The 21,496-nt window shown below is 63.7% G+C and carries 17 protein-coding genes and 4 pseudogenes; 17 read left to right on the forward strand and 4 right to left on the reverse strand.

What is annotated here, in order from left to right; all coding sequences use genetic code 11:
- The first annotated feature begins 35 nt into the window (after positions 1-35).
- The 6 genes from ACVWYI_RS07385 (at position 36) to ACVWYI_RS07410 (ending at position 3,248) form a co-directional block, all read left to right on the forward strand.
- Positions 36-416 carry a cupin domain-containing protein gene (locus tag ACVWYI_RS07385; protein WP_247342989.1) on the forward strand — a complete coding sequence of 127 codons (381 nt, stop codon included), beginning with the start codon at positions 36-38 and terminating at the stop codon, positions 414-416.
- A 96-nt stretch (positions 417-512) separates the two neighbouring features.
- On the forward strand, positions 513-878 hold the full coding sequence (locus tag ACVWYI_RS07390) for a nuclear transport factor 2 family protein (protein ID WP_456661616.1): 366 nt from the start codon (positions 513-515) through the stop codon (positions 876-878).
- Positions 879-974: 96 nt separating this feature from the next.
- Positions 975-1,382 carry a YciI family protein gene (locus tag ACVWYI_RS07395; RefSeq protein ID WP_247447481.1) on the forward strand — a complete coding sequence of 136 codons (408 nt, stop codon included), beginning with the start codon at positions 975-977 and terminating at the stop codon, positions 1,380-1,382.
- 59 nt (positions 1,383-1,441) lie between these two features.
- The gene (locus ACVWYI_RS07400; RefSeq protein WP_247342997.1) at positions 1,442-1,807 is read left to right on the forward strand and encodes a hypothetical protein; all 366 of its coding nucleotides are present in this window, start codon (positions 1,442-1,444) and stop codon (positions 1,805-1,807) included.
- Between the two features lie 88 nt (positions 1,808-1,895).
- Complete coding sequence (locus ACVWYI_RS07405; RefSeq protein WP_456661617.1) at positions 1,896-2,636, forward strand: TetR/AcrR family transcriptional regulator; 741 nt, start codon at positions 1,896-1,898, stop codon at positions 2,634-2,636.
- A 120-nt stretch (positions 2,637-2,756) separates the two neighbouring features.
- Positions 2,757-3,248, forward strand: coding sequence for a DUF2852 domain-containing protein (locus ACVWYI_RS07410; protein WP_354102955.1), 492 nt, complete (start codon positions 2,757-2,759; stop codon positions 3,246-3,248).
- 232 nt (positions 3,249-3,480) lie between these two features.
- Here ACVWYI_RS07410 and ACVWYI_RS07415 read toward each other — a convergent pair whose 3' ends face one another.
- Complete coding sequence (locus ACVWYI_RS07415; RefSeq protein WP_247447484.1) at positions 3,481-4,644, reverse strand: acyl-CoA desaturase; 1,164 nt, start codon at positions 4,642-4,644, stop codon at positions 3,481-3,483.
- Between the two features lie 303 nt (positions 4,645-4,947).
- Here ACVWYI_RS07415 and ACVWYI_RS07420 point away from each other — a divergent pair, with 303 nt between their 5' ends.
- On the forward strand, positions 4,948-5,715 hold the full coding sequence (locus ACVWYI_RS07420) for a serine O-acetyltransferase (RefSeq protein WP_247447583.1): 768 nt from the start codon (positions 4,948-4,950) through the stop codon (positions 5,713-5,715).
- A gap of 35 nt (positions 5,716-5,750) precedes the next feature.
- On the opposite strand, the gene ACVWYI_RS07425 is transcribed toward ACVWYI_RS07420, so the two are convergent.
- The gene (locus ACVWYI_RS07425; RefSeq protein ID WP_354102954.1) at positions 5,751-6,269 is read right to left on the reverse strand and encodes a DUF2231 domain-containing protein; all 519 of its coding nucleotides are present in this window, start codon (positions 6,267-6,269) and stop codon (positions 5,751-5,753) included.
- Positions 6,270-6,730: 461 nt separating this feature from the next.
- Here ACVWYI_RS07425 and tolQ point away from each other — a divergent pair, with 461 nt between their 5' ends.
- The 10 genes and pseudogenes from tolQ to ftsH all read left to right on the forward strand — a co-directional run bounded on the left by tolQ (position 6,731) and on the right by ftsH (position 19,156).
- Entirely contained in the window at positions 6,731-7,447 is a 717-nt protein-coding gene (gene tolQ, locus ACVWYI_RS07430) for a protein TolQ (RefSeq protein WP_247343015.1), read from the forward strand.
- Between the two features lie 43 nt (positions 7,448-7,490).
- Positions 7,491-7,941 (forward strand): annotated as a pseudogene (gene tolR / locus ACVWYI_RS07435) (protein TolR).
- A 3-nt stretch (positions 7,942-7,944) separates the two neighbouring features.
- Positions 7,945-8,904: a protein TolA gene (locus ACVWYI_RS07440; RefSeq protein ID WP_247343022.1), complete on the forward strand. Its 960-nt coding sequence runs from the start codon at positions 7,945-7,947 to the stop codon at positions 8,902-8,904.
- A gap of 23 nt (positions 8,905-8,927) precedes the next feature.
- A pseudogene (gene tolB / locus ACVWYI_RS07445) lies at positions 8,928-10,293 on the forward strand (Tol-Pal system beta propeller repeat protein TolB).
- A gap of 254 nt (positions 10,294-10,547) precedes the next feature.
- The gene (locus ACVWYI_RS07450; RefSeq protein WP_247343029.1) at positions 10,548-12,878 is read left to right on the forward strand and encodes a putative bifunctional diguanylate cyclase/phosphodiesterase; all 2,331 of its coding nucleotides are present in this window, start codon (positions 10,548-10,550) and stop codon (positions 12,876-12,878) included.
- A 160-nt stretch (positions 12,879-13,038) separates the two neighbouring features.
- On the forward strand, positions 13,039-13,803 hold the full coding sequence (locus ACVWYI_RS07455; RefSeq protein WP_247343032.1) for an N-acyl amino acid synthase FeeM domain-containing protein: 765 nt from the start codon (positions 13,039-13,041) through the stop codon (positions 13,801-13,803).
- A gap of 262 nt (positions 13,804-14,065) precedes the next feature.
- On the forward strand, positions 14,066-14,554 hold the full coding sequence (gene pal, locus ACVWYI_RS07460; protein ID WP_247319754.1) for a peptidoglycan-associated lipoprotein Pal: 489 nt from the start codon (positions 14,066-14,068) through the stop codon (positions 14,552-14,554).
- A gap of 187 nt (positions 14,555-14,741) precedes the next feature.
- On the forward strand, positions 14,742-15,788 hold the full coding sequence (ybgF, locus tag ACVWYI_RS07465; RefSeq protein WP_456661618.1) for a tol-pal system protein YbgF: 1,047 nt from the start codon (positions 14,742-14,744) through the stop codon (positions 15,786-15,788).
- A 76-nt stretch (positions 15,789-15,864) separates the two neighbouring features.
- Positions 15,865-16,950, forward strand: a complete 1,086-nt coding sequence (gene tilS, locus ACVWYI_RS07470; protein ID WP_247343039.1) for a tRNA lysidine(34) synthetase TilS — start codon at positions 15,865-15,867, stop codon at positions 16,948-16,950.
- A 282-nt stretch (positions 16,951-17,232) separates the two neighbouring features.
- Positions 17,233-19,156 (forward strand): annotated as a pseudogene (gene ftsH / locus ACVWYI_RS07475) (ATP-dependent zinc metalloprotease FtsH).
- 302 nt (positions 19,157-19,458) lie between these two features.
- Here ftsH and ACVWYI_RS07480 read toward each other — a convergent pair.
- Positions 19,459-20,210, reverse strand: a pseudogene (locus ACVWYI_RS07480) (IS5 family transposase).
- Positions 20,211-20,313: 103 nt separating this feature from the next.
- Positions 20,314-21,420, reverse strand: a complete 1,107-nt coding sequence (locus tag ACVWYI_RS07485) for an acyltransferase family protein (protein WP_247343044.1) — start codon at positions 21,418-21,420, stop codon at positions 20,314-20,316.
- Between the last annotated feature and the right edge of the window lie 76 nt (positions 21,421-21,496).

The following is a 21,496-nucleotide window of genomic DNA, read 5'->3' on the forward strand; positions in this document are numbered from 1 at the left end:
TTCGCTTTCGTCCCGGCAAGAAAGGGCCTCTGTTCATGCCCATCGATCCCAGTGCGATCCCGCTCGAGGAATGGCGGCCAGGTGTGACGACTCGGATGCTGACATCCGCGCGCAACGGCGCCACTGCGCTCTGCATCTTCGAGCAATGGGTCGCGCCCGGCGCCGGGGCGCCGACGCACAGTCATCCGGTCGAGGAGGTGCTGGCCGTGCGTGCGGGCGAGGCCGATATGTGGATCGAGGCCGAGCGCGTCACGGTGACGGCCGGCCAATCGCTGCTGGTTCCCGCCGGCCGCAAGCACGGTTTTCGTAATTCGGGCACGACCGCGCTACACGTCCACGCCGTGCTGGCCTCGCCGGTCTTCGAGGCGCTGCCGGAGGGAGCGAGCGAGGCGACGCGGCGATGGACGGCGGACTAGGACGATTTTGCCGCAGGGAATCGGCGTGCGATGTCGGCAGGCCTGCGCGCGGTTCGTCTTCCATCGGAGCTTCAAATGATTTGAGGAGGAGCGACCGTGCCCGAGCATCACGAGCACCTGATTCGAAGTCTGTTCGCCGCCTATCTCGCCAACGACCGGCAACAAGTCAGCGCCGTGCTAGCCGACGAGTTCCGCTTCACCAGCCCGTTCGACGACGACCTCGACAAGGCGACCTATTTCGAGCGCTGCTGGAAGGACACCGGCTGGATTGCGCGGCACGACATCGAGCGGATTTTCGTCCGGGGCGACGAGGCCTTCGTCACCTATCTCTGCCTGGCGACAGATGGCAGGAGCTTTCGGAACACGGAGTTCTTCACCTTCGCCGGCGGCAAGGTCCGCCGCATCGAAGTCTATTTCGGCGCTGCCCGGCAGGATGGTCGTTTCCTGCCGCAGCCGCGCTAGCGGCCAGCGCAATTACCTCCGGAATAATTTTCGTCACCCTGTCGGTTCGATAAAACCTCGTTCGTCTTGGAAGTGCGCGCAAAGCAAGGAACCTCCATGCGATTCATGATGCTGATGATCCCGCTCGGCTACGAGACTGCTCCGCCCGATGTCCAACTCGATCCCGAACGCGTTACCGCGATGATGCGCTACAACGAGGCGCTAAAGGACGCCGGCGTACTGATCACGCTCGACGGCCTGCATCCGCCGTCGATGGGCGCGCGCGTCTCGTTTGCGACCGGTGAGCCTGTTGTGACCGACGGGCCTTTCACCGAGGCCAAGGAAGTTCTGGGCGGCTACTGGATGATCGAAGTCGCCTCGCGTGCCGAGGCGATCGCCTGGGCCAAGAAGTGTCCGGCCTCGGCCAACGAAATCATCGAAATCCGGCAGGTGCAGGAGATGAGCGACTTTCCGCCCGACGTGCAGGAGGCCGCCGCCGGTTTCGGCGATCTGAAGAAGCGATAGGGGCCTCGCCCGCGGGCAATGCACTGAACTTTCTAACCCACCAACCTGAGGAGATACCCATGAGCACCGAACACAAATTCCTCGCCGTCTATCTCGGCAGCAAGACCAGCCCAAAAATGACGGCCTGGCAAGCGCTGCCCGAGGCCGAACGGAAGGCGAAGGAGCAGGAGGGCATGGCCGCCTGGCACGGCTGGGTCGAGAAGCACAAGGCCGTCATCGTCGAGATGGGTGGCCCGCTCGGCAAGACCCGGAAGATCGATGCCAACGGAATCACCGAGGTGAGCAATGCGCTGACCGGCTTCACGGTGGTGCGCGCCGCCTCGCAAGAGGACGCGGCAAAACTGTTCGAGAACCACCCGCACTTTGCGATCTTCCCGGGCGAGGCCATCGAGGTCATGCCGGTGCTGCCGATCCCCGGCCGCTAGGTCACGGACGACAGTGAGAGTACGGGGTTAATCACGACCGGCTTCCTGCTAGTGACCTTCACGCCGGGCTCATGTAAAGCTCGTTCACATGAGCTGGCGCAAGGAGACGCGCCGCGCCGAGCGCGGCTATCACCACGGCAATCTGAAGGAAGCCCTGTTACAGGCCGCCCTCGGGTTGATCGCCGAGAAGGGCGCGGCCGGCTTCACCTTCGCCGATGCAGCACGCATGGCCGGCGTCAGCGCGGCGGCGCCCTACCGGCATTTCCGCGACCGCGAGGAACTACTGTCCTCGATCGCGCAGCGCGGCTTCGAGCAGTTCGAGGCGCGCCTGACCGCGGCCTGGGACGACGGACGGCCCGATACGGTCACGGCGTTCGAGCGCGTCGGCAAGGCCTATCTCGCCTTCGCCCGCGAGGAGCCCGCGTTCTACAACGCGATGTTCGAATCCGGCGTGCCGGTGGATGTCAATCCGGCGCTGCAGGCCGCCAGCGAGCGCGCTTTCAACGTCATTCGTGCCGCGGCCGAGCGGCTTGCCGCGCTCGCACCGCCTGGCACGCCCCGTCCGCCGGCGATGATGATGGCGCTGCACATCTGGTCGATGGCGCACGGCGTGGCCTCGCTGTTCTCCCGCGGCGACGCTGCGCGGCGCAAACTGCCGATGTCGCCGGATGAGCTGCTCGAAGCCGAGGTGCTGATCTATCTGCGCGGTCTCGGCTTCCCGACCGACCGCCGACCCCCGGCGAAAAGCGCCGAGCCGCCGCCGGTGCCGCCGGAGGCATCCTCCGGTTCCGCCGTGCCGCCCGGCGGTCCCTGGGGCAAGCCGAAATAAAGTTGCGCAAATAATTTGGCCGCCCTGTCTGACGGTCGGCTTGACAAAATCGCGGGATGATCTAGCTATGTAAATGTTATTTACATTCACAACGGCGCTGATGCCGTGACGGAGATGGAAATGGCCTACACAGCTGATGTCAATCGATGGCGCGGCCCGTCGGACCAACAGCAACAATACGAGCGGCCCCGCATGCTCGAGACGCCCTGGCATCCCGGCTGGATCGCCGTAACGATCCTCGGCTTCATCATCTGGTGGCCGATCGGACTTGCCCTTCTCTTTTTCACACTCGGGAGCAGAAGAATGTCGTGCTGGAGCAATCAGGACCGCTGGCAGAACAAGATGGAGCGGATGCAGTACAAGATGGACCGCATGCGCGGCCGCATGGAGCGCCGCGGTTTCGGCTTCGGCTTCGGCCCGCCCTCGAGCGGCAACCGCGCCTTCGACGAGTACCGCACCGAGACACTGCAGCGGCTCGAGGAGGAGCAGGTCGAGTTCAAGAACTTCCTCGACCGTCTGCGTCACGCCAAGGACAAGGAAGAGTTCGACCAGTTCATGTCCCAGCACAAGACGCGCCCGACCCCGCCGCCGGCCGACCAGCAGCAAGGCTGATCTCGGGCAAGGTTGATCTCGGGCAAGGTTGATCTCGGGCAGGGTTGATCTCGGGCAGGGTTGATCTTGGACTGACGCCTCTCAAAGCCTTCAGGCGCAAGCCCCCAAAGTCCTGATGGCCCCGAGCCGCCCGCTTGCGCAACCCGCAGGCGGGCGGTTTGGTTTTTGGGAATGCGCGGCTGGCAGCCGCGACGTGGAGAGCCTTGGTCTGAAGAGCCTTGGTCCGGAGGGTTCAGCGCGCCGTGGCGAGTTGCGCGCGCAGCGACTCCAGGAAGTGTTCGTAGGCGGAGTCCACGATCTCGTTGAGTGATCGCGTTCGCGCGAACATCGCCCTCGCCTCGGCGAGAAACTCGTCGCGGGTCGGAATCTTCGGCAAATGCAGATGCGTCAGCGCATCGACGCCTTCATGGGCGCGATTCAGGATGTCGTGCAGCGTTGGCAGCTGCAACTGGGCAAAATCGGGCCGGCGTAGCGCCGACGAGATCGCGTGCGCCAGAGTCTGCGCATCGAACCGTCCGGCAAGCTCGCGGGCCGCCCGATGGATGACCCGCGCGCCGAGCGGCTGCTCGTTGCGCAGCACCTGTTCGGGCGGCGTCTTCATGTTCCAGACGACGCCGAACCAGGACAGCACCTTCAGGATGTAATAGGTCACGTCGATTTCCCACCAGCGAAAACCTTGTCGCACGCTGCTCTGGTAGGCGTGGTGATTGTTGTGCCAGCCCTCACCGAGGGTGAACAGCGCCAGCAGCCAGTTGTTGCGGGAATCGTCGCCGGTCACGTACCGCTTGCGTCCATGCACATGGGCGAGGGAATTGATGCAGAACGTCGCGTGATAGACCAGCACGGTGCTCCACAGGAAGCCGACGACGAGGCCGGACCATCCGGCAACCAGGAAGCAGAGCCCCGCCAGCGTAACGGCCGGCAGGAGTTCCAGCCGATGCAGCCACATCAGCTCCGGATAGGCGGCGAAATCGCCGACCTTCACGAGGTCGGTCCCGTCGTGCTCCCGGTAAAAAATCCAGCCGAGATGACTGTAGAGAAAGCCCCGGTGACGCGGCGAATGCACGTCGTCTTCGGTGTCGGAATGGAGATGATGGTGTCGATGCTTGGCCGCCCACCACAAAACGCTTTTCTGCGCGGTGCTTTGGGCGAGCCAGGCCAGGACGAACTGAAACACCCGGCCGGTCGCAAAAGCCCGATGGGAGAAATAGCGGTGATAGCCTGCTCCGATGGCAAACATGCGCACGACATACAGTGACGCGCAGATCGCGAGGGCCTGCCAAGTGACGCCTGACCAGATGGCCGCGAAGCAGCCGAGATGGACCAGCAGGAACGGCAGGGCGGACGGATACATGATGTCGTCGTGATGGTCGTCGGCGGGGGCGTTGGGCGACATGTATTAGCGTGACCTTGGATAACGGGATTTCGGCAGCACTGAAAGCCGCCGCGTACCACAAACCCGGGGATGGCGGACCACCGCGGGGTCTTGAACGAGATGCTCGGGCAACCCTGCCCAAGGCGGCAGTACGCGGCAAGGCCAACCTGAGGCCAAAACTTCGGCCGCGAACTCAACCGACTATATGAGTGCGGTTGTCTGGCATGCAAGCTCGTAGCCGCACGGGGGAGCGTGGTGCGCGGGCTGCGGATGGCCTATATCCGGCAGCAAGCAAGACGCGTCAAAACACCGCAGGCGGTAACGATGGCGGAAGCGGCGATCATGACGAGCGAGAACCTTTGGCAGGAGATCCGCGGCGAGGCGCAGCGCGCAGCAGCCGCGGACCCCGTGTTCGGCAGGGCTCTTGTCGGCCTCATCCTCGCACATGACGATTTTACCGCCGCCTTGGCCGACCTGATCGGGCGCCGGCTTGGCGGTCGCGCTATCGAACGTGAGCGCTTCGCGACATTTTCCCGCGACGCCTTTCGCAGGCACCCGGATCTGATCGAGGCGGCTGGCCGCGACTTGCAGGCCATCGTGCGCAGCGATCCCGCCATCGCCGGCTTGCTGCCGCCGCTGCTGCATTTCAAGGGCTACGTCGCGCTGCAAGCCTGGCGCGTCTCGAACTGGCTCTGGCATCATGACCATCGAGACGCGGCGCTGCTGTTTCAGAACGAGGCCTCGAACGTCCTGCAGGTCAGCATTCATCCGACAGCGAGCGTCGGATCGTCGGTGTATCTCGACCACGCCACCGGCATCGTGATCGGTGCCGATGTGGTCATCGGCGGCGGGAGCACCATCCTTCAGAACGTCAGCATCGGCCGCAACAGTGAACTGCCGACGCGCTCGCCGCGCATTGGTCGCGGCGTGTTCATCGGCTCCGGCGCGACAATTCTCGGCGACGTCAGGATCGGCGATTTTGCAAAGATCGGTGCCGGCACGGTCGTGACATCGGACGTGCCCGGCGGCTGCACCGCAATCGGCAATCCCGCGCGGTTGACCAATTGTCCCGAGCCAGCGTCGGCGGCCTGACTCGCCCTCACGTCATCAGGCGACGTGCCCGTCGTTCAGGCCGCACGGCGGTGGCTCTCGCCGCCATGATGCGGGGTGACCGGCTCCGAACTGGTCTGGCCCGGCGCGTCCAGCACCGCGACATGATGCCGGTAGACCATTTCCCAGCCCTTCCATCCCGTGAACAGGAGGATGCCGACCACGATCAGAGAGAGCGCCACGCCCCACGGCTTGATCGCGGCCTCCGCGCCTTGCGCGTAGCGGAGGCAGAAATTGATCACGGCCAGCACGACCGCCGCGAGATTGCCGACCATGTGATACCAGGCATCGTTGAGGCGGCGGATACGAGGCTCGCTGAGGAAGTCGATAAAGCCCGCCACGGCGGCAACGAGCGCCATGACGATGCCGGCGCCGAGTAGCCAGATCGCGGCCCTGGCCCAGAAGCCGTCACCGGTTCCGATGAAGGCGAGATCGGCGATAGGCGCGCCGACCAGGAAGGCGACGGGGAACGGGATGATCATAGGGTGGAGCGGATGATCGCCGATGGCGGCGGTCGTCTTTGGGTTGATGCTCATGGCAAAACCTCGCGAGAAGTGATGCTCGGGACAATTTTGCGGGCGAGGGCTGGTTCCTCCGACGCAGAGCAGGCTCCGCTCTTCACGGCATCTCGACGCCCTAATGGGCGTTGCGGTGCGTAGCGACACGGAACTTTCCCGGCGGCGCCCAACCCTCTGCGCAACCTCCCTTTCCCGCAGCCAAATTCGCCAGCGGTAACCCGGCATTAACCATCGCCGGGCTCTGGTAATTGGGGACAATCGCGCCCGAGGCCCGACGTCAGGACCTTGGGCCAAGGCCCATAGTTTTGACATCTTGGCAGGGAATGCAGGCGGCCGGCTTTGGACGAGCCCTGCACCCCAGAAAGATATGGCTTTGAGCGGGCTTGCCGGCCGCGCCGATCTAGCGCGGCTATTGGGGAACCGGCGGCCATTTGCTGGCCGGGACATTAGGTAATGATCGCCTTGAGAGGATACTGCTTATGAATCCGGCCGACGTGGCTCAGTCAGCCCTTCCGGTTGCCGCTTCCGCGGATGTGTCGCTGATTGCGCTGTTCTGGCAGGCTCACTGGATCGTGAAAGGGGTCATGCTGGGACTTCTGTCCTGCTCGGTCTGGGTCTGGGCAATCGCCATCGACAAGATCTTCCTGTTTGCCCGCACGCGCCGCTCGATGGACCGTTTCGAGCAGGCCTTCTGGTCCGGCGAGTCGATCGAGGACCTCTATCGCACGCTCTCGGCCAAGCCGACCCATTCCATGGCGGCCTGCTTCGTCGCGGCGATGCGCGAGTGGAAGCGTTCGTTCGAGAGCCAGGCGCGCTCGGTCGCGGGGCTTCAGATGCGCATCGACAAGGTCATGAACGTCTCGATCTCGCGCGAGATCGAGCGGCTGGAGCGCCGGTTGCTGGTGCTCGCGACCGTCGGCTCGGCCGGCCCCTTCGTCGGCCTGTTCGGCACGGTCTGGGGCATCATGTCGAGCTTCCAGTCGATCGCGGCGTCGAAAAATACCTCCCTGGCGGTGGTGGCTCCCGGTATCGCGGAGGCGCTGTTTGCGACCGCCGTCGGCCTTATCGCCGCCATTCCTGCCACTATTTTCTACAATAAGTTCACTTCCGAGGTGAACCGGCAGGCCCAGCGGCTCGAGGGCTTCGCCGACGAGTTTTCAGCCATCCTGTCGCGCCAGATCGACGAGCGGGGCTGACGGACGGCATGTATAGTGTGAAGGGCAATTTGGGCACCAGATCATGGGCATGAACGCAGCCAGTTCGTCCGGAGGCGGCGGCCGTCGCAGCCGGCGCAAGCCGGTCATGGCCGAGATCAACGTCACGCCGATGGTCGACGTGATGCTGGTGCCTGCTCATCATCTTCATGGTATCGGCGCCGCTGCTGACCGTTGGCGTGCCGCTCGACCTGCCGCAGACCCAGGCCAAGAGCCTCGAGACCAGCGACCAGAAGCCGATCCAGATGTCGGTCGACATCAACGGCAAGGTATTCATCAACGACGCCGAGATCGCGATCAACGAACTGGTGCCGAAGCTGAAGGCGATCACGGACGCGCGCGGCGGGCTCGAGGAGCGCATCTATCTGCGCGCCGACAAGAAGGCTGATTACGGCACGGTGGCCAGGGTCATGGGCCAGTTGTCCGGTGCAGGCTTCAAGAAGCTGGCCCTCGTCACGGAAGCGGATCAGGGGTAAGCCGTGAAGGTGAAGGTCGACAAGACACTCGTTGCGTCGATTGCCCTCCATGTCCTCGTGCTTGGATGGGGGCTGGTCACCTTTAGCAGCAGGGCCTTCGTCGTGCCGGAAGAGTCGCTGCCGATCGACATCATCTCCACCGACCAGCTCGCGCAGATGACCAACGGGCAGAAGACCGGCGACAAAAAAGAGCCGAAGCCCAAGGTCGAGAAGATCGCCGAGGCCAAGCCAGATGAAGACGCCGTCGGCAAGGTCACCGAGAAAAAAGAGCTGATCAAGACCAACTCGACGCCCGAGCCGCCGCCGAAACCCGTCGAGAAGCCGGTCGAGAAGAAGCCCGAGCCGCCCAAGCCCGTGGCCGAGGCCAAGCCCAAAGAGGAACCGAAGCCGCAGGAAAAGAAACCTGATCCGGCCAAGGAAGATCCGATCGCCGAACTCCAGAAAAAGCTCGAGACCAAGAAGCCGCCGCCCAAGCCTCCCGAGCCCAAGGTCGCGGCGGTACAGCCGCAACAGCAGCCGAAGCCCAAGGAGCGCAGCTTCGATCCCGCGCAGATCCAGCGCGATCTCGACAAGCGCGCTGCGACCCGGCACGAGCTCGCCGGCGCGGCGCTGAATGCGTCGGCCTCGCTGGGTTCGACGACTGGAACTGCCGCCAACAACGTCGCGACCTGGCGAGGTGCGTTCCAGGGCGCAGTCAAGCGCTGCTTCACGCCGACCTATAACGGGCAGGACGCCGACCAGTACGAAGCCGACATCGACATCTCCATGAAAATCGATGGATCGCTGGCGTCTGAGCCGGTCATCGTTGGGGTGAGGGGACCGTCCCGGTCGATTGCTCAGGCAATTGCCGAAAGCGCCAAGCGCGCCATCGTGCAGTGTCAGGTCTATTCGTTCATGCCGAAGCCGCAGTACGAGAGCTGGAAGCTCATTCCGATGACTTTCGGTCTGAAAGATATGTTGTGACATCCGAACAAAAGAATTTTCCGATGAATGACGCTCGCTCGATCACCCGCCGCCGCTTCATGACCGTCACCGGCTCGGCGGTGGCGATGCTCGGAGGCGGACACGCTTTCGCCCAGGGCCAACCGCGCATCCGCATCGATCCGACCGAATTCCAGCCGGTCCCGATCGCGATCACCAATTTCCTGCCAGGCTCGCGCGGCCGACGCCGACGTCGGCAACGGCGTCACGCAGGTCATCACCAACAATCTGAAGCGCTCGGGCCTGTTCGCCCCGATCGACCAGGCCGCCTTCATCGAGCGCATCAACAATATCGACGTCGCGCCGCAATTCCAGAACTGGAAGACCATCAACGCACAGGCGGTGGTCACCGGCCGCATGACGCGGCAGCCGGACGGAAGGCTCAAGGCCGAATTCCGTCTCTGGGACGTGGTCTCCGGCCAGCAGCTCGCGGGCCAGCAATATTTCACCTCGCCGGAATATTGGCGCCGCATCGCCCACATCATCTCCGACCAGATCTACGAGCGGATGACCGGCGAGAAAGGCTATTTCGACAGCCGCGTGGTGTTCGTCGACGAGTCCGGGCCGAAGGAGCGCCGCGTCAAGCGGCTCGCGATGATGGACCAGGACGGTGCCAATGTGCGCTATCTGACCCGCGGCTCCGACCTCGTCCTAACGCCGCGCTTCTCGCCGAACTCGCAAGAGATCACCTATATGGAGTTCGGGCAGGGCGACCCGAAGGTCTATCTCTTCAACATCGAGACCGGGCAGCGCGAGACCGTCGGCAACTTCCCCGGCATGACTTTTGCGCCCAGGTTCTCGCCGGACGGCCAGCGCGTCATCATGAGCTTGCAGCAGGGCGGCAATTCCAACCTGTTCGTGATGGATCTGCGCTCGCGCTCGACCACGCGCCTCACCGACACGCCGGCGATCGACACGTCTCCTTCTTACTCGCCGGATGGCACCCGCATCTGCTTCGAGTCCGATCGCGGCGGCAGGTCGCAGATCTATGTCATGGCGGCGGGCGGCGGAGCGGCGCAACGCATCTCCTTCTCCAAGGACGACACCAACGCCACCTATTCGACGCCGGTGTGGTCGCCGCGCGGCGACTACATCGCCTTCACCAGGCAAGGCGGCGGGCAGTTCTCGATCGGCGTCATGAAGCCGGACGGCTCCGGCGAGCGGCTGCTCACCTCCGGCTATCACAACGAAGGCCCGACCTTCTCGCCGAACGGCCGCGTGTTGATGTTCTTCCGCGATCCCGGCGGCAGCGGCGGGCCGTCGCTGTTCTCCGTCGACATCTCGGGCCGCAACGAGCTGAAGGTGCCGACGCCGGGTTTCGCCTCCGACCCGGCATGGTCGCCGCTATTGTCCTCGACATCGGGCGGCTAAAGATCGTGCGGCTAACATCGCGTGTTGAGGCGCGCGATGTTTCCGAAAAAACGCGCCGATTTTTTTCGTGTTCGGTGGGGAAGGCAAGGTTTCCTTCACCTTGTGCTCGGCAACGCTTGCCTAGTTGCTTGATATTTCAGCGAAAACAGGTTCGCTATTGCCGAAAAACAACTGAACTTTAAGGATGTTCGCTCAGAAAGGCTTCACCTGGGTTGGGTAAAACTGCGCGTCAAACAGGACCCGCGTACAACCCGATGCAGTTCCCAAGCCAGAGCGGAGAGTCGGAACAGCGGCCGCCGAAAACGTCGGCGGCGCAAATCGATTCGCTGTTCGAAGCGCCCGGTCCGCTGCTGGCCGGTCTCATTTTCGTGTCGATCGGCGCTGCCCTCACCGCGCTGAGGACGGGCGAGCCGCTGATCTGGGCGTGCGTGGCGCTTCTTATCCTGGCCGGCACCGCGCGGGCGATCGACCTGCGCCTCTATCAGGCACGTAAGGCGGTCATGACCGTCAAGGCGGCCGAACGCTGGCAGAAGCGTTATCAGATCGGAGCAAAGATCCAGGCGGCTGCGATCGGCATCTGGTGCGCCACCGCGCTGTTGGCCACGGACGACGCCGTGGCTCACATGATAGCCTTGTCGGTCACCACCGGAATCGCGGCGGGCGGCGCCGGCAGGGCGTATGGCCGGCCAGCGATCTTCCACCTCCAGGCCGTGCTGATTTTCGGCCCGGCCGTGCTCGCGTTGGCGCTGCGTGGGACGCCCTACTACATCGCGATGGCGGTGGTCAGCGGGGCGTTCCTGATGGCTATCATGCAGCTCTCGGTGAACCTGCACCGAATCTTCATGGGGGCGGTCGTGGCCCGGGAGCGCGAGGCCGCGCTCGCGGGCCAGTTCGATACGGCACTCAACAACATGCCGCACGGGCTTTGCATGTTCCGCGTCGACGGACAGCTGGCGGTCATGAACCACCGCTTCGGCGCGATGATGAACCTGCCTGCGGATATCGCGCAGAGCGGCACCACCGCGCGCGACATTGTCGCGGCGTGCGTCCGCGCCGGATCCATCTCGACCGCGAGCGGCGAATGGATCGTCGCGGACATCGAAAGTTCGCAGGCAAAAGAGATCATCACCGCCGATCCCGACGCGCAGCGAAACCGCTCGCTGTCCTGGACCGTCCAGCCGATGGCGGACGGTGGCGCGGTGGTGCTGCTCGAGGACATCACCGAGCGACGCAGCGCCGAGGCGAAGATCGCGCATCTGGCGCGCTACGACGATCTCACGGCGCTACCCAACCGCGTACATTTCCGGGACGAGATCGAACACCTGCTGGCGACCTCGCATCATGCGGAGCGCCTTTCGGCGCTGCTGTTCGTCGATCTCGACCAGTTCAAGCAGGTCAACGACACGCTCGGCCATCCCTGTGGCGACCAGCTCCTGTGCGCGGTCGCCAACCGCATGCGCGAGATGCTGCGTCCCGAGGATTTCGTCGCCCGCTTCGGCGGTGACGAATTCGTCGTGTTCCAGCAGAACATCTCTTCGCCCGAGGACGCCGCTGCGCTTGCGCGCCGCATCGTCGAGCGGCTGAGCGAGCGTTACCGCATCGACAGTCATCTGGTCGAGATCGGCGCCAGCGTCGGCATCGCGCTGACCTCGCCGGATGGTGTCAGCGCCGATACGCTGCTCAAGAACGCCGACATGGCGCTGTACCGCGCCAAGGCCGACGGTCGCGGCACCTTCTGCTTCTTCCGCGACGAAATGGCGGCGACCGTCGACGCGCGCCGCATCCTCGAGCTCGATCTGCGTAAGGCGCTCGCCAACGAGGAGTTCGAGCTGTTCTACCAGCCGCTGGTCAATCTGAAGTCCGGCAAGATCAGCACCTGCGAGGCGCTGCTGCGCTGGAATCATCCGGTGCGCGGCACGGTCTCGCCGATCGACATCATCCCGGTCGCCGAGGATATGGGGCTGATCGTCGATCTCGGCCGCTGGATCCTGCGCCGCGCCTGCATGGAATGCATGAAGTGGCCGGACGGCGTCAGCGTCGCCGTCAACTTCTCGCCGCAGCAATTCCACCAGCGCGACGTCTTGAGCGAAATCCGCTACGCGCTGGAGGTCTCAGGGCTCCCGGCCCACCGGCTCGAGATCGAGATCACGGAATCATCGCTGCTGCGGAACACCCAGCTCACGCACGACATTCTGTCGCAATTGCATGCGCTCGGTGTGCGCATCTCGCTCGACGATTTCGGCACCGGCTATTCGAGCCTCAGCTATCTGCACAATTTCCCGATGCAGAAGGTGAAGATCGATCGCTCCTTCCTCGAAGGCATCGACACCGACCGGCCGCTGACGCTGCTGCGCGGCGTGGCCCGGCTGTCCGCCGATCTCGGCATGGCGGTCGTGGTCGAGGGCATCGAGACCAATGATCAGCTCGAGCTGATCAGCGCCGACGGCACCGTGACCGAAGGGCAGGGCTACCTGTTCAGCCGGCCGGTTCCGGCCATCCGAATTCGCCAGTTGCTCAATGCTTCGCACGGCCGTCGCGGGACGGAGGATCAGATCGTCATGGTGTCGTCGCGATCCATCGCTTGATCCTTCTTCGCCTTCTCTTTCAGCAAGCTAAGCTCGGTTTTTGCCCGTATTTTCTCGGGCCCAATGGTTAACCCTAACGATTCTAAGGCTTTGCAATTCCGTTAATGAACCATTAATCTCGCCCCACTCGCAGAAGTTGCTTGGAGTTTAGGGGTACTAGATGAAGTCCGGAGCCGAGCCGCACACGGTGCTCCTTCCGCGCGGAGCCGCGCTGTTTGACCGAATCGATTACCGCCTCATTGAAACTCCAGAGGATAGAGACAACCTCTACTTGATGCGGTACCGGGCTTATCTGCAAGCCGGACTGATCGTGCCGTCAGAGTCGATGCGCGTGACCGATCGCTTCGATGATGCGCCCAATACCTGGAATTTCGGGATCTATGTCGATGGAGATCTGTGCAGCTCCGTCCGTATTCACGTCCTGACGTCGGACTGGCGAATGTCCTATACGACCGAAGTGTTTGGCGATGTCCTGCATCCGCGCCTCGATCGTGGCGAGGTCCTTGTCGATCCATGTCGGTTTGTTGCTGATCCCGAAAAGCATCAGCGTTTTCCGGAGCTGCCCTATCTGACGGTGCGGCTCGCTTTTCTGGCTTGCGACCATTTCAATGCCGACACCGGGCTTGCCATGATCCGGACTGACCATCAGGCATTTTATCGCCGCGTATTTCTGCACGAGACCATTTCACCGGAACCGCGTGGATTTCCGGGCTGGCCCACCAAGAAGGCGGTGTTGATGGCATCCGACTTCCGGAACCAGCGCGACAAGGTTCTGACCCGCTTTCCGATCATGCGCTCCAGCGCCTTTGAGCGGCGCATGTTGTTCGAACGCAGCAGCCCGCGCCAGGCTGCCCCGCGGCCGGTGTTGCTGGCCACTCCGCGGAATCTGGATGCGGTGGCCTCGACGGTCGGGACGCCCCGTTAGCGGCGTTTGTCCTCTCGATCCCTCGCTTGTCCGCCTGGCAGGTCAAAAATTCCGGCAAAAGGCCGCCGTTTGCTTCTCGGCACGGCTTGCCTTCACCCTCGCGCCACATTTACAACCCATTAACCATGACGTTTGCTTTTCGCTGGTTGGGGGCATTTGACCGGCTGTGGCAAGGTTCCATCAAGGTTGACGGAACGTTCGCTTAACCAACCCCCTGTAGACCGGACAGCAGTGGACGAAACGTGAGCGTGGAGGCTCCGGAATGAAACATCCTATGCGTATCCTCCAGGGATTGAAGCTGGTCGCGGTGCTCGCCGTCGCGTTGTCGATGGGCGCCTGCGCCAACAAGAACTCTGCAACTGATGCGATGGCCAACGCGGCGACGCCGGGCAGCCAGCAAGACTTCGTCGTCAACGTCGGCGACCGCGTGTTCTTCGAAAGCGACCAGACCGATCTGACCCCGCAGGCGATCGTGACCTTGGAGAAGCAGGCGCAGTGGCTGCAGAGCTATCCGCGCTACAGCTTCACCGTCGAAGGTCATGCCGACGAACGCGGCACCCGCGAATACAACATCGCGCTCGGTGCCCGCCGCGCCCAGTCGGTGCGCTCGTTCCTCGCCTCGCGCGGCATCGATCCGAACCGCATGCGCACGATCTCCTACGGCAAGGAGCGGCCGGTGGCCGTCTGTAACGACATCTCGTGCTGGTCGCAGAACCGCCGCGCCGTCACCGTGCTGAACGCGAGCTCCTGACTATCAGTCAGGCGCCGTTCATCTTCAGAAACCGATTATGCCGGCGCCCTCTCGGGCGCCGGCTTCGTTTCAGCGATCTGTGACCGAAACCCGTTTGTTCCAGCCACAGTTTTGGCGTACTCCCCTTCAATGTGTGGCGCGTCGAGTGTTCGGTCGCAGGCCATTTCGCTTTCGTCGTCAGGGCAAGATGTCATCCAGATTTAAGGTCTTTACCGGCACCGTGGCGATCGCCGCGCTGCTCTCTTTGTGCTCGCCCGCCCTCGCGCAGTCGGACGATGCAGATCCCGAGATGCGGATCGAGCGGCTGGAGAACCAGCTGCGCCAGCTCACCGGCCAGAACGAAGAGTTGCAATATCGCAATCGCCAGCTTGAGGACCGGCTGCGGGCGCTCGAGGGCGGCGCGCAAGGTGCGCCCGGCCATGCACCGGTCCAGCCCAATGTCGCGGCCATGCCGCCCGCGCAGGCCGCGCCGGCCTATCGCCAGCAGCAGCCGCAACAGCAGCCGGCCCAGCCGAATTATGAGCAGCCGCAGATTGCCTCTCCCGCGCCGATCGTTCAGGAGCAGCCTGCGCCCGGCGCGCCGGGCACGCGCCGCCGCGGCGATGCCTTCGACCCCAACCAGAGCCCGAATGCGCCGGGTGCGCCGCGCGCGCTCGGCGGCGGGCAGCAGCCGATGCCGGCAGGCGCGCCTGGCGGTCGTGGTGCAGGCGAACCGCTCGATCTTGCCAACACCGGCCCTCGTTATCAGCAGCAAGCCGCGCCCCCGGCGGCGCAGCCCGGCTATCCGCCGGCCCAGCAAGGGAATGCCGCGCCATCAGGCGGCGTTGGACTCACGACCCTGCCGCCTTCGGCAACGCCGCGCGACGAGTTCGACCTCGGCATCGGCTACATGCAGCGCAAGGACTATGCGCTTGCCGAGCAGACCATGAAGAACTTCTCGCAGAAATATCCGAGCGACCCGCTGCTCGGCGACGCGCAATATTGGCTCGGCGAGAGCTATTTCCAGCGCCAGCAATATCGCGACTCCGCGGAAGCCTTTCTCGCCGTCACCACCAAATACGACAAGTCCGCCAAGGCGCCGGATGCGCTGCTGCGGCTCGGCCAGTCGCTGGCCGCGCTGAAGGAGAAGGAGGCTGCTTGCGCTGCCTTCGGCGAGATCGGCCGCAAATATCCGCGCGCCTCCGCCGGCGTCAAAGCCACGGTGGACCGCGAGCAGAAGCGGGTGAAGTGCTGAGGCGCGGCGATCGATCCTGACAAGACGGATGGTGCTGCGCTAAACAGTCGGTCCATCCGCGGACGGTTGCAGCGCCATGTCAGACGACGACAATTCTCCGATCTCGGCGCCCGAGGCGAAGCGGTTCTTCGCCGACCTGAAAAGCGCGCCCGCGCTGGTGCTCGCGGTCTCCGGCGGGCCCGACTCGGTCGCGCTGATGTGGCTTGCGGCGCGCTGGCAGCGCAGCCTTGCGCGCGGCCCACGTCTCACCGCCGTCACCATCGACCACGGCTTGCGTCCCGAAGCGGCGCGCGAGGCGCGTGACGTCAAGCGGCTGGCCGCCGGGCTTGGCTTGTCGCACCGCACCCTGCGCTGGCGCGGCGCAAAGCCGAAAACGGGACTGCCGGCCGCTGCGCGCGAAGCCCGCTACCGCCTGCTTGCGCAGGCCGCGCGTGCCGTCGGTGCGAGCCATGTGCTGACCGCCCACACCCGCGACGACCAGGCCGAGACGCTGTTGATGCGTCTTGTCCGCGGCAGCGGACTTGCGGGGCTGTCGGCGATGGCCCGCCTCACGGTACGCGATGGCGTCGTCCTTGCGCGCCCGCTGCTCGATGTCCCGAAGTCGCAGCTGATCGCGACCTTGAAGCGGGCAAAGATCGGCTTTGCCGACGATCCCACCAACCGCGACACCGACTTCACCCGGCCGCGGCTGCGCGCGCTGCTGCCGCAGCTTGCCGTCGAGGGCGGCGATGCCCGCACTCTGGTTCGGCTTGCAGGCAGGCTGGCGCGGGCCAATGCGGCGGTCGAGGTGATGGTCGACGGTGCCGAGCGCTTCCTTCAACTCCGGGCGCGCGGCGATGCGCCGCAGGCGGTCGGTCGAAGCTTCGAAGCATCGCGCTTTGCCCTCCTGCCGGAGGAGGTCCGGCTGCGACTACTGCTGCGGGCGGTCAATGCCTTCGGTCATGAAGGGCCGGCGGAACTCGGCAAGGTCGAAACCCTGATGGCCGCGCTCGATCAGGCCATCGCTGCAGGGGGTGTGGCTGCAGGGCGTATGGCGGCAGGGCGCGCGGCTGCAAATGGCCGGCCGGTGCTGAAGCAGACCCTTGCGGGAGCCTTGATCAGCCTTGCCGGGGGGCGTATCCACATCGCGCCGGCGCCGGCCCGGCGGCGCAAAGGGAGCTAAGCCGCGGCCCATGACACCGGGCGTTTCGGCAGCGCGGCGTCAGGTCACCTTAACCAGGCGGGAAAAACCCCTGTCCGACCGCCATTATTTCAGCGGGAATCGCTCTAAGATGGGATAAATAGTCCCATCTCGTTCCCTTGGCAGCGACCGGGGGGCGGCACCTAAATTGTATGCATCAAACGAAGAGGATTCCTTGGGGATTTCCTCGCACTGCCCAAATAGCTACCCCAAGATACCGCCCAAGGATCAGGCCGCGATCCGCGCGACCACGAAGGAAGATCGATGAACGCCAATCTGCGCAATTTCGCCCTCTGGGTCATCATTGTCTTGCTGCTGTTGGCGTTGTTCACGCTCTTCCAAAATCCGGGTCAGCGCGCCTCCTCGCAGGACATCGCCTTCTCCCAGCTCTTGAGCGAGGTTGACCGCGGCAATGTGCGCGACGTCGTGATCCAGGGGCCGGACATTCACGGCACCTTCACCAACGGCTCGAGCTTCCAGACCTATGCGCCGAGCGATCCGACGCTGGTGAAGCGCCTCTATGACAGCAAGGTGCAGATCACCGCGAAGCCGCCCGGTGACAACGTGCCGTGGTTCGTCTCGTTGCTGGTCTCCTGGTTGCCCTTCATCGCGCTGATCGGCGTGTGGATCTTCCTGTCGCGGCAGATGCAGGGCGGCGCCGGCAAGGCGATGGGCTTCGGCAAGTCGCGCGCAAAAATGCTGACTGAAGCGCATGGCCGCGTCACCTTCGAGGACGTCGCCGGCGTCGACGAAGCCAAGCAGGACCTGCAGGAGATCGTCGAATTCCTGCGCGACCCCGGCAAATTCCAGCGCCTCGGCGGCCGCATTCCGCGCGGCGTGCTGCTGGTCGGCCCTCCCGGCACCGGCAAGACCCTGATCGCACGTGCGGTCGCGGGCGAAGCCAACGTGCCGTTCTTCACCATTTCGGGTTCTGACTTCGTCGAGATGTTCGTCGGCGTCGGCGCAAGCCGCGTCCGCGATATGTTCGAGCAGGCGAAGAAGAACGCGCCCTGCATCATCTTCATCGACGAAATCGACGCCGTCGGTCGTCACCGTGGCGCCGGCCTCGGCGGCGGCAATGACGAGCGCGAGCAGACGCTGAACCAATTGCTGGTCGAGATGGACGGTTTCGAGGCGAACGAGGGCGTGATCCTGATCGCCGCAACCAACCGTCCCGACGTGCTCGATCCCGCGCTGCTGCGTCCCGGCCGCTTCGACCGTCAGGTCGTGGTGCCCAATCCCGACGTCGTCGGCCGCGAGCAGATCCTCAAGGTTCACGTCCGCAAGGTGCCCCTGGCGCCGGATATCAACCTCAAGACCATCGCGCGCGGCACCCCGGGTTTCTCCGGCGCCGACCTGATGAACCTCGTCAACGAAGCCGCGCTCACCGCAGCCCGCCGCAACAAGCGGATGGTGACGCAGTCCGAGTTCGAGGAAGCCAAGGACAAGGTGATGATGGGCGCCGAGCGCAAGTCGCTCGTCATGACCGAGGAAGAGAAGCTGCTGACGGCCTATCACGAAGGCGGCCACGCCATCGTCGGCCTCAACGTCGTCGCGACCGACCCGATCCACAAGGCGACCATCATTCCGCGCGGTCGTGCGCTGGGCATGGTCATGCAGCTGCCCGAGCGCGACAAGCTGTCGATGTCGCTGGAGCAGATGACCTCGCGCCTTGCCATCATGATGGGTGGCCGCGTCGCCGAAGAGCTGATCTTCGGCCGCGAGAAGGTGACTTCGGGTGCGTCGTCCGACATCGAGCAGGCGACGCGTCTGGCGCGCATGATGGTGACGCGCTGGGGCCTGTCCGAGGCGCTCGGCACCGTGTCCTATGGCGAGAACCAGGACGAGGTTTTCCTGGGCATGTCGGTGTCGCGCACCCAGAACGCATCGGAAGCGACGGTTCAGAAGATCGATAACGAGATCCGGCGTTTCGTCGAAGAGGGCTACAACGAAGCGACGCGTATTCTCACCGAGAAGCGCGCCGATCTCGAAGCTCTCGCCAAGGGCCTGCTCGAGTTCGAGACGCTCTCCGGCGATGAGATCATCGACCTGCTCAAGGGCAAAAAGCCGAACCGCGAATCCGTGCTCGAGCCGACCACGCCGCGCGCCTCCGCCGTGCCGCCTGCCGGCAAGCCCCCGCCCGCGGCCCGATCCGGATCCCGGCCTGGAGCCGCAGCCGCAGGCATAAGCGCGAACGGCAGAATGAATTGAAAAACGCGGCGGCGACGCCGCGTTTTTTGTTCTGCGACGGCACGCTTGCGGGCGCTCGCAATGGCGATGTTGTCCAGCTGCGCTTGAAACTCAGCTCTCGTGTGCCTGCCGCAGCGCGTCCGGACACGAGAGGGACGCGTATCGTCACCACACTCCGTCATTGCGAGCGAGGGCGCCAAACATTGTCAGACTGCCTTGTCCTCGATCAGCAGCGGGCAATGCATGTATGCCCGGCCATGAGCGAAACAATTCGAGTTCTAGACTAGGGTCTGTTGGGATTCATCTGGAGTTTATCGCGGCCGCGGCCAGATAGATCATTGAAGTGAAGCTCTGGTCGGTCTTGTCGGCGCGCATTGCGATGCGCTTGAATTCCTTGAGCTTGCCGAAGAAGTTCTCGATGAGATGCCGCCATTTGTACATCTCCTTGTCGATGGCGAGAGGCTGTGCACGGCGCGGATGCTGGGAGATGACGACTTTGGCGCCACGCGCTTCGAGTTCGGCGATGATGGCGTTGCTATCGAAGGCCTTATCAGCGATCAGCGCGTTGAAGGCCAATCCCTCGATGAGCGGCGGCACGCCCACCGTATCGAAACGCTGTCCCGGCAGGAGCACGAAGCGCACGAGATTGCCGAGCGCATCGGTGAGCGCCAGAATTTTGGTGGTCATGCCGCCTTTCGAGCGGCCGATCGCCTGGCTTTGCGTCCCCCTTTTGCGCCCTGACCGTGGCGGTGGACCTTGACGATGGTGGCGTCGACCATGGCGTATTCCATGTCGGGATCGTCGGAGATGGCCTCGAACAGCCGCTTCCAGACATCCGCCTTCACCCAGTCGCGAAAGCGCGTGAATGTGCTATTCCAGTGGCCGAACATCGCCGGCAGATCCCGCCAGGGACTGCCGGTTCGGGCGATCCACAGAACGGCCTCGACAAACAGTCGGTTGTCCTTGCCGCTGCGGCCCGGATCTCCCGGCTTGCCAAGACAATGCGGCTCCATCTTCGCCCATTGGGCGTCAGTCAAAACGAATCGGTCCATCCCAAGCTTGAATCACAACCAAGCCCCGATGAGAATCCTGAATCCCAACAGACCCTAGGCAGCGCTGTCAACCTGATGCGCTACCGCCGGGCGTGGCGGCCAATTAGACCGGCCGGGGTAACCTGCGCCAAAACCCAACAATTGAAATCCGCGAAAGAACCGCCGCCTCAAATCGTTCGAGCTGGTCTCTGAGCCGAAGTGCATGTTTCTCGACGAGGTGCCAGGAAGCGACTGCGACGCCAAAGGCAATCGGCAGGCTGATCAGGACGTTCAGATACCAGTACTGAACCGATGGGCCAACCGTTGCAACGCACTGCTGGATGACAAATCCGTAGAGATACATTCCGTAAGAGTAATCGCCGGACGACACGATCCAGCTTCGCCGCGGATTCATGAGTCCCAGATAACACGCGACATAGGCAGCGGGCACGACAAAAATCGCGTCGCCGCGTCCGCCGGCCATTCCGGCGGCGCAAAGCACAAGCGCAAACAGGCACGCCGCCCGGTTGAACGGTACCTTGTCGCGCCAGAGGTAGAAGCCAACACCTAAAAGGAAAGAGAACACAAGAAGGTGCGGGCGAAGGTGAATGAACAGTTCGTCCGAATGGTAGATATCGTAGCAGACGAGCCCGATCTGGGCGAACACCAGGAACCCGAGGTATAGCACCCTATTGAAGCAAATCGTGGTCGCGGCAAGAAGCGCTAGGATGGCGTAGCACCACAGCTCATACGGCACCGTCCAAAGCTGAGCATTCACCAGATCGGGGGCTGGATTGTGAAGAAATACGCCCGGGAGTTCAAAGTGCATGTCGCCGACGACGTTGAGAAAATAGACATGGAATCTCGAGTCCGCAAAGTATTGGGCCAAGGGTATCGCGGTGAATATCGGGCCGATGATGACGGCCGAGAGCGTCGTCTCGACCACGAGTGCGGGCGCAATGCGAAGCACGCGCAGGCCGATAAACGAAAGCAGGCTCTTGCACCTCAACAAGCTGGCCGTCACCAAAAACCCGCTCAAGGTGAAGAAGAGCGCAAGGATCATTGCGTTTACCGTGCGAAAATGGCCCACTATCTCCATCGCCCGACCGAGCCCAAGAGTGACGTTCGCGCTGTGCAGGCAGATAACGGCCGCCGCCAGCGCAATCCGCATGTAGTCGAAACCTGCGGGCCGATTGCGCGAAAGAGCCAGCTGATCAGCGAGGCTGAACATGATTGCGTTTCCCAGAGACACCTACGTCTCCCGAAACTATCGAATAGTGAACTAAGGCCGTGTAAACGGCGGACGT

The organism is Bradyrhizobium sp. LB13.1, assembly GCF_054056815.1.

Bases quoted from the DNA above. Each gene is read 5' to 3' on its own strand.
- ACVWYI_RS07395 (WP_247447481.1), top strand. From the start codon at position 975: ATGCGATTCATGATGCTGATGATCCCGCTCGGCTACGAGACTGCTCCG.
- pal (WP_247319754.1), top strand. From the start codon at position 14,066: ATGAAACATCCTATGCGTATCCTCCAGGGATTGAAGCTGGTCGCGGTG.
- ACVWYI_RS07425 (WP_354102954.1), bottom strand. From the start codon at position 6,269: ATGAGCATCAACCCAAAGACGACCGCCGCCATCGGCGATCATCCGCTC.
- ACVWYI_RS07400 (WP_247342997.1), top strand. From the start codon at position 1,442: ATGAGCACCGAACACAAATTCCTCGCCGTCTATCTCGGCAGCAAGACC.
- ACVWYI_RS07455 (WP_247343032.1), top strand. From the start codon at position 13,039: ATGAAGTCCGGAGCCGAGCCGCACACGGTGCTCCTTCCGCGCGGAGCC.
- ybgF (WP_456661618.1), top strand. From the start codon at position 14,742: ATGTCATCCAGATTTAAGGTCTTTACCGGCACCGTGGCGATCGCCGCG.
- ACVWYI_RS07420 (WP_247447583.1), top strand. From the start codon at position 4,948: ATGGCGGAAGCGGCGATCATGACGAGCGAGAACCTTTGGCAGGAGATC.
- ACVWYI_RS07405 (WP_456661617.1), top strand. From the start codon at position 1,896: ATGAGCTGGCGCAAGGAGACGCGCCGCGCCGAGCGCGGCTATCACCAC.
- ACVWYI_RS07415 (WP_247447484.1), bottom strand. From the start codon at position 4,644: ATGTCGCCCAACGCCCCCGCCGACGACCATCACGACGACATCATGTAT.
- tolQ (WP_247343015.1), top strand. From the start codon at position 6,731: ATGAATCCGGCCGACGTGGCTCAGTCAGCCCTTCCGGTTGCCGCTTCC.
- ACVWYI_RS07450 (WP_247343029.1), top strand. From the start codon at position 10,548: ATGCAGTTCCCAAGCCAGAGCGGAGAGTCGGAACAGCGGCCGCCGAAA.
- ACVWYI_RS07385 (WP_247342989.1), top strand. From the start codon at position 36: ATGCCCATCGATCCCAGTGCGATCCCGCTCGAGGAATGGCGGCCAGGT.
- ACVWYI_RS07410 (WP_354102955.1), top strand. From the start codon at position 2,757: ATGGCCTACACAGCTGATGTCAATCGATGGCGCGGCCCGTCGGACCAA.
- tilS (WP_247343039.1), top strand. From the start codon at position 15,865: ATGTCAGACGACGACAATTCTCCGATCTCGGCGCCCGAGGCGAAGCGG.
- ACVWYI_RS07485 (WP_247343044.1), bottom strand. From the start codon at position 21,420: ATGTTCAGCCTCGCTGATCAGCTGGCTCTTTCGCGCAATCGGCCCGCA.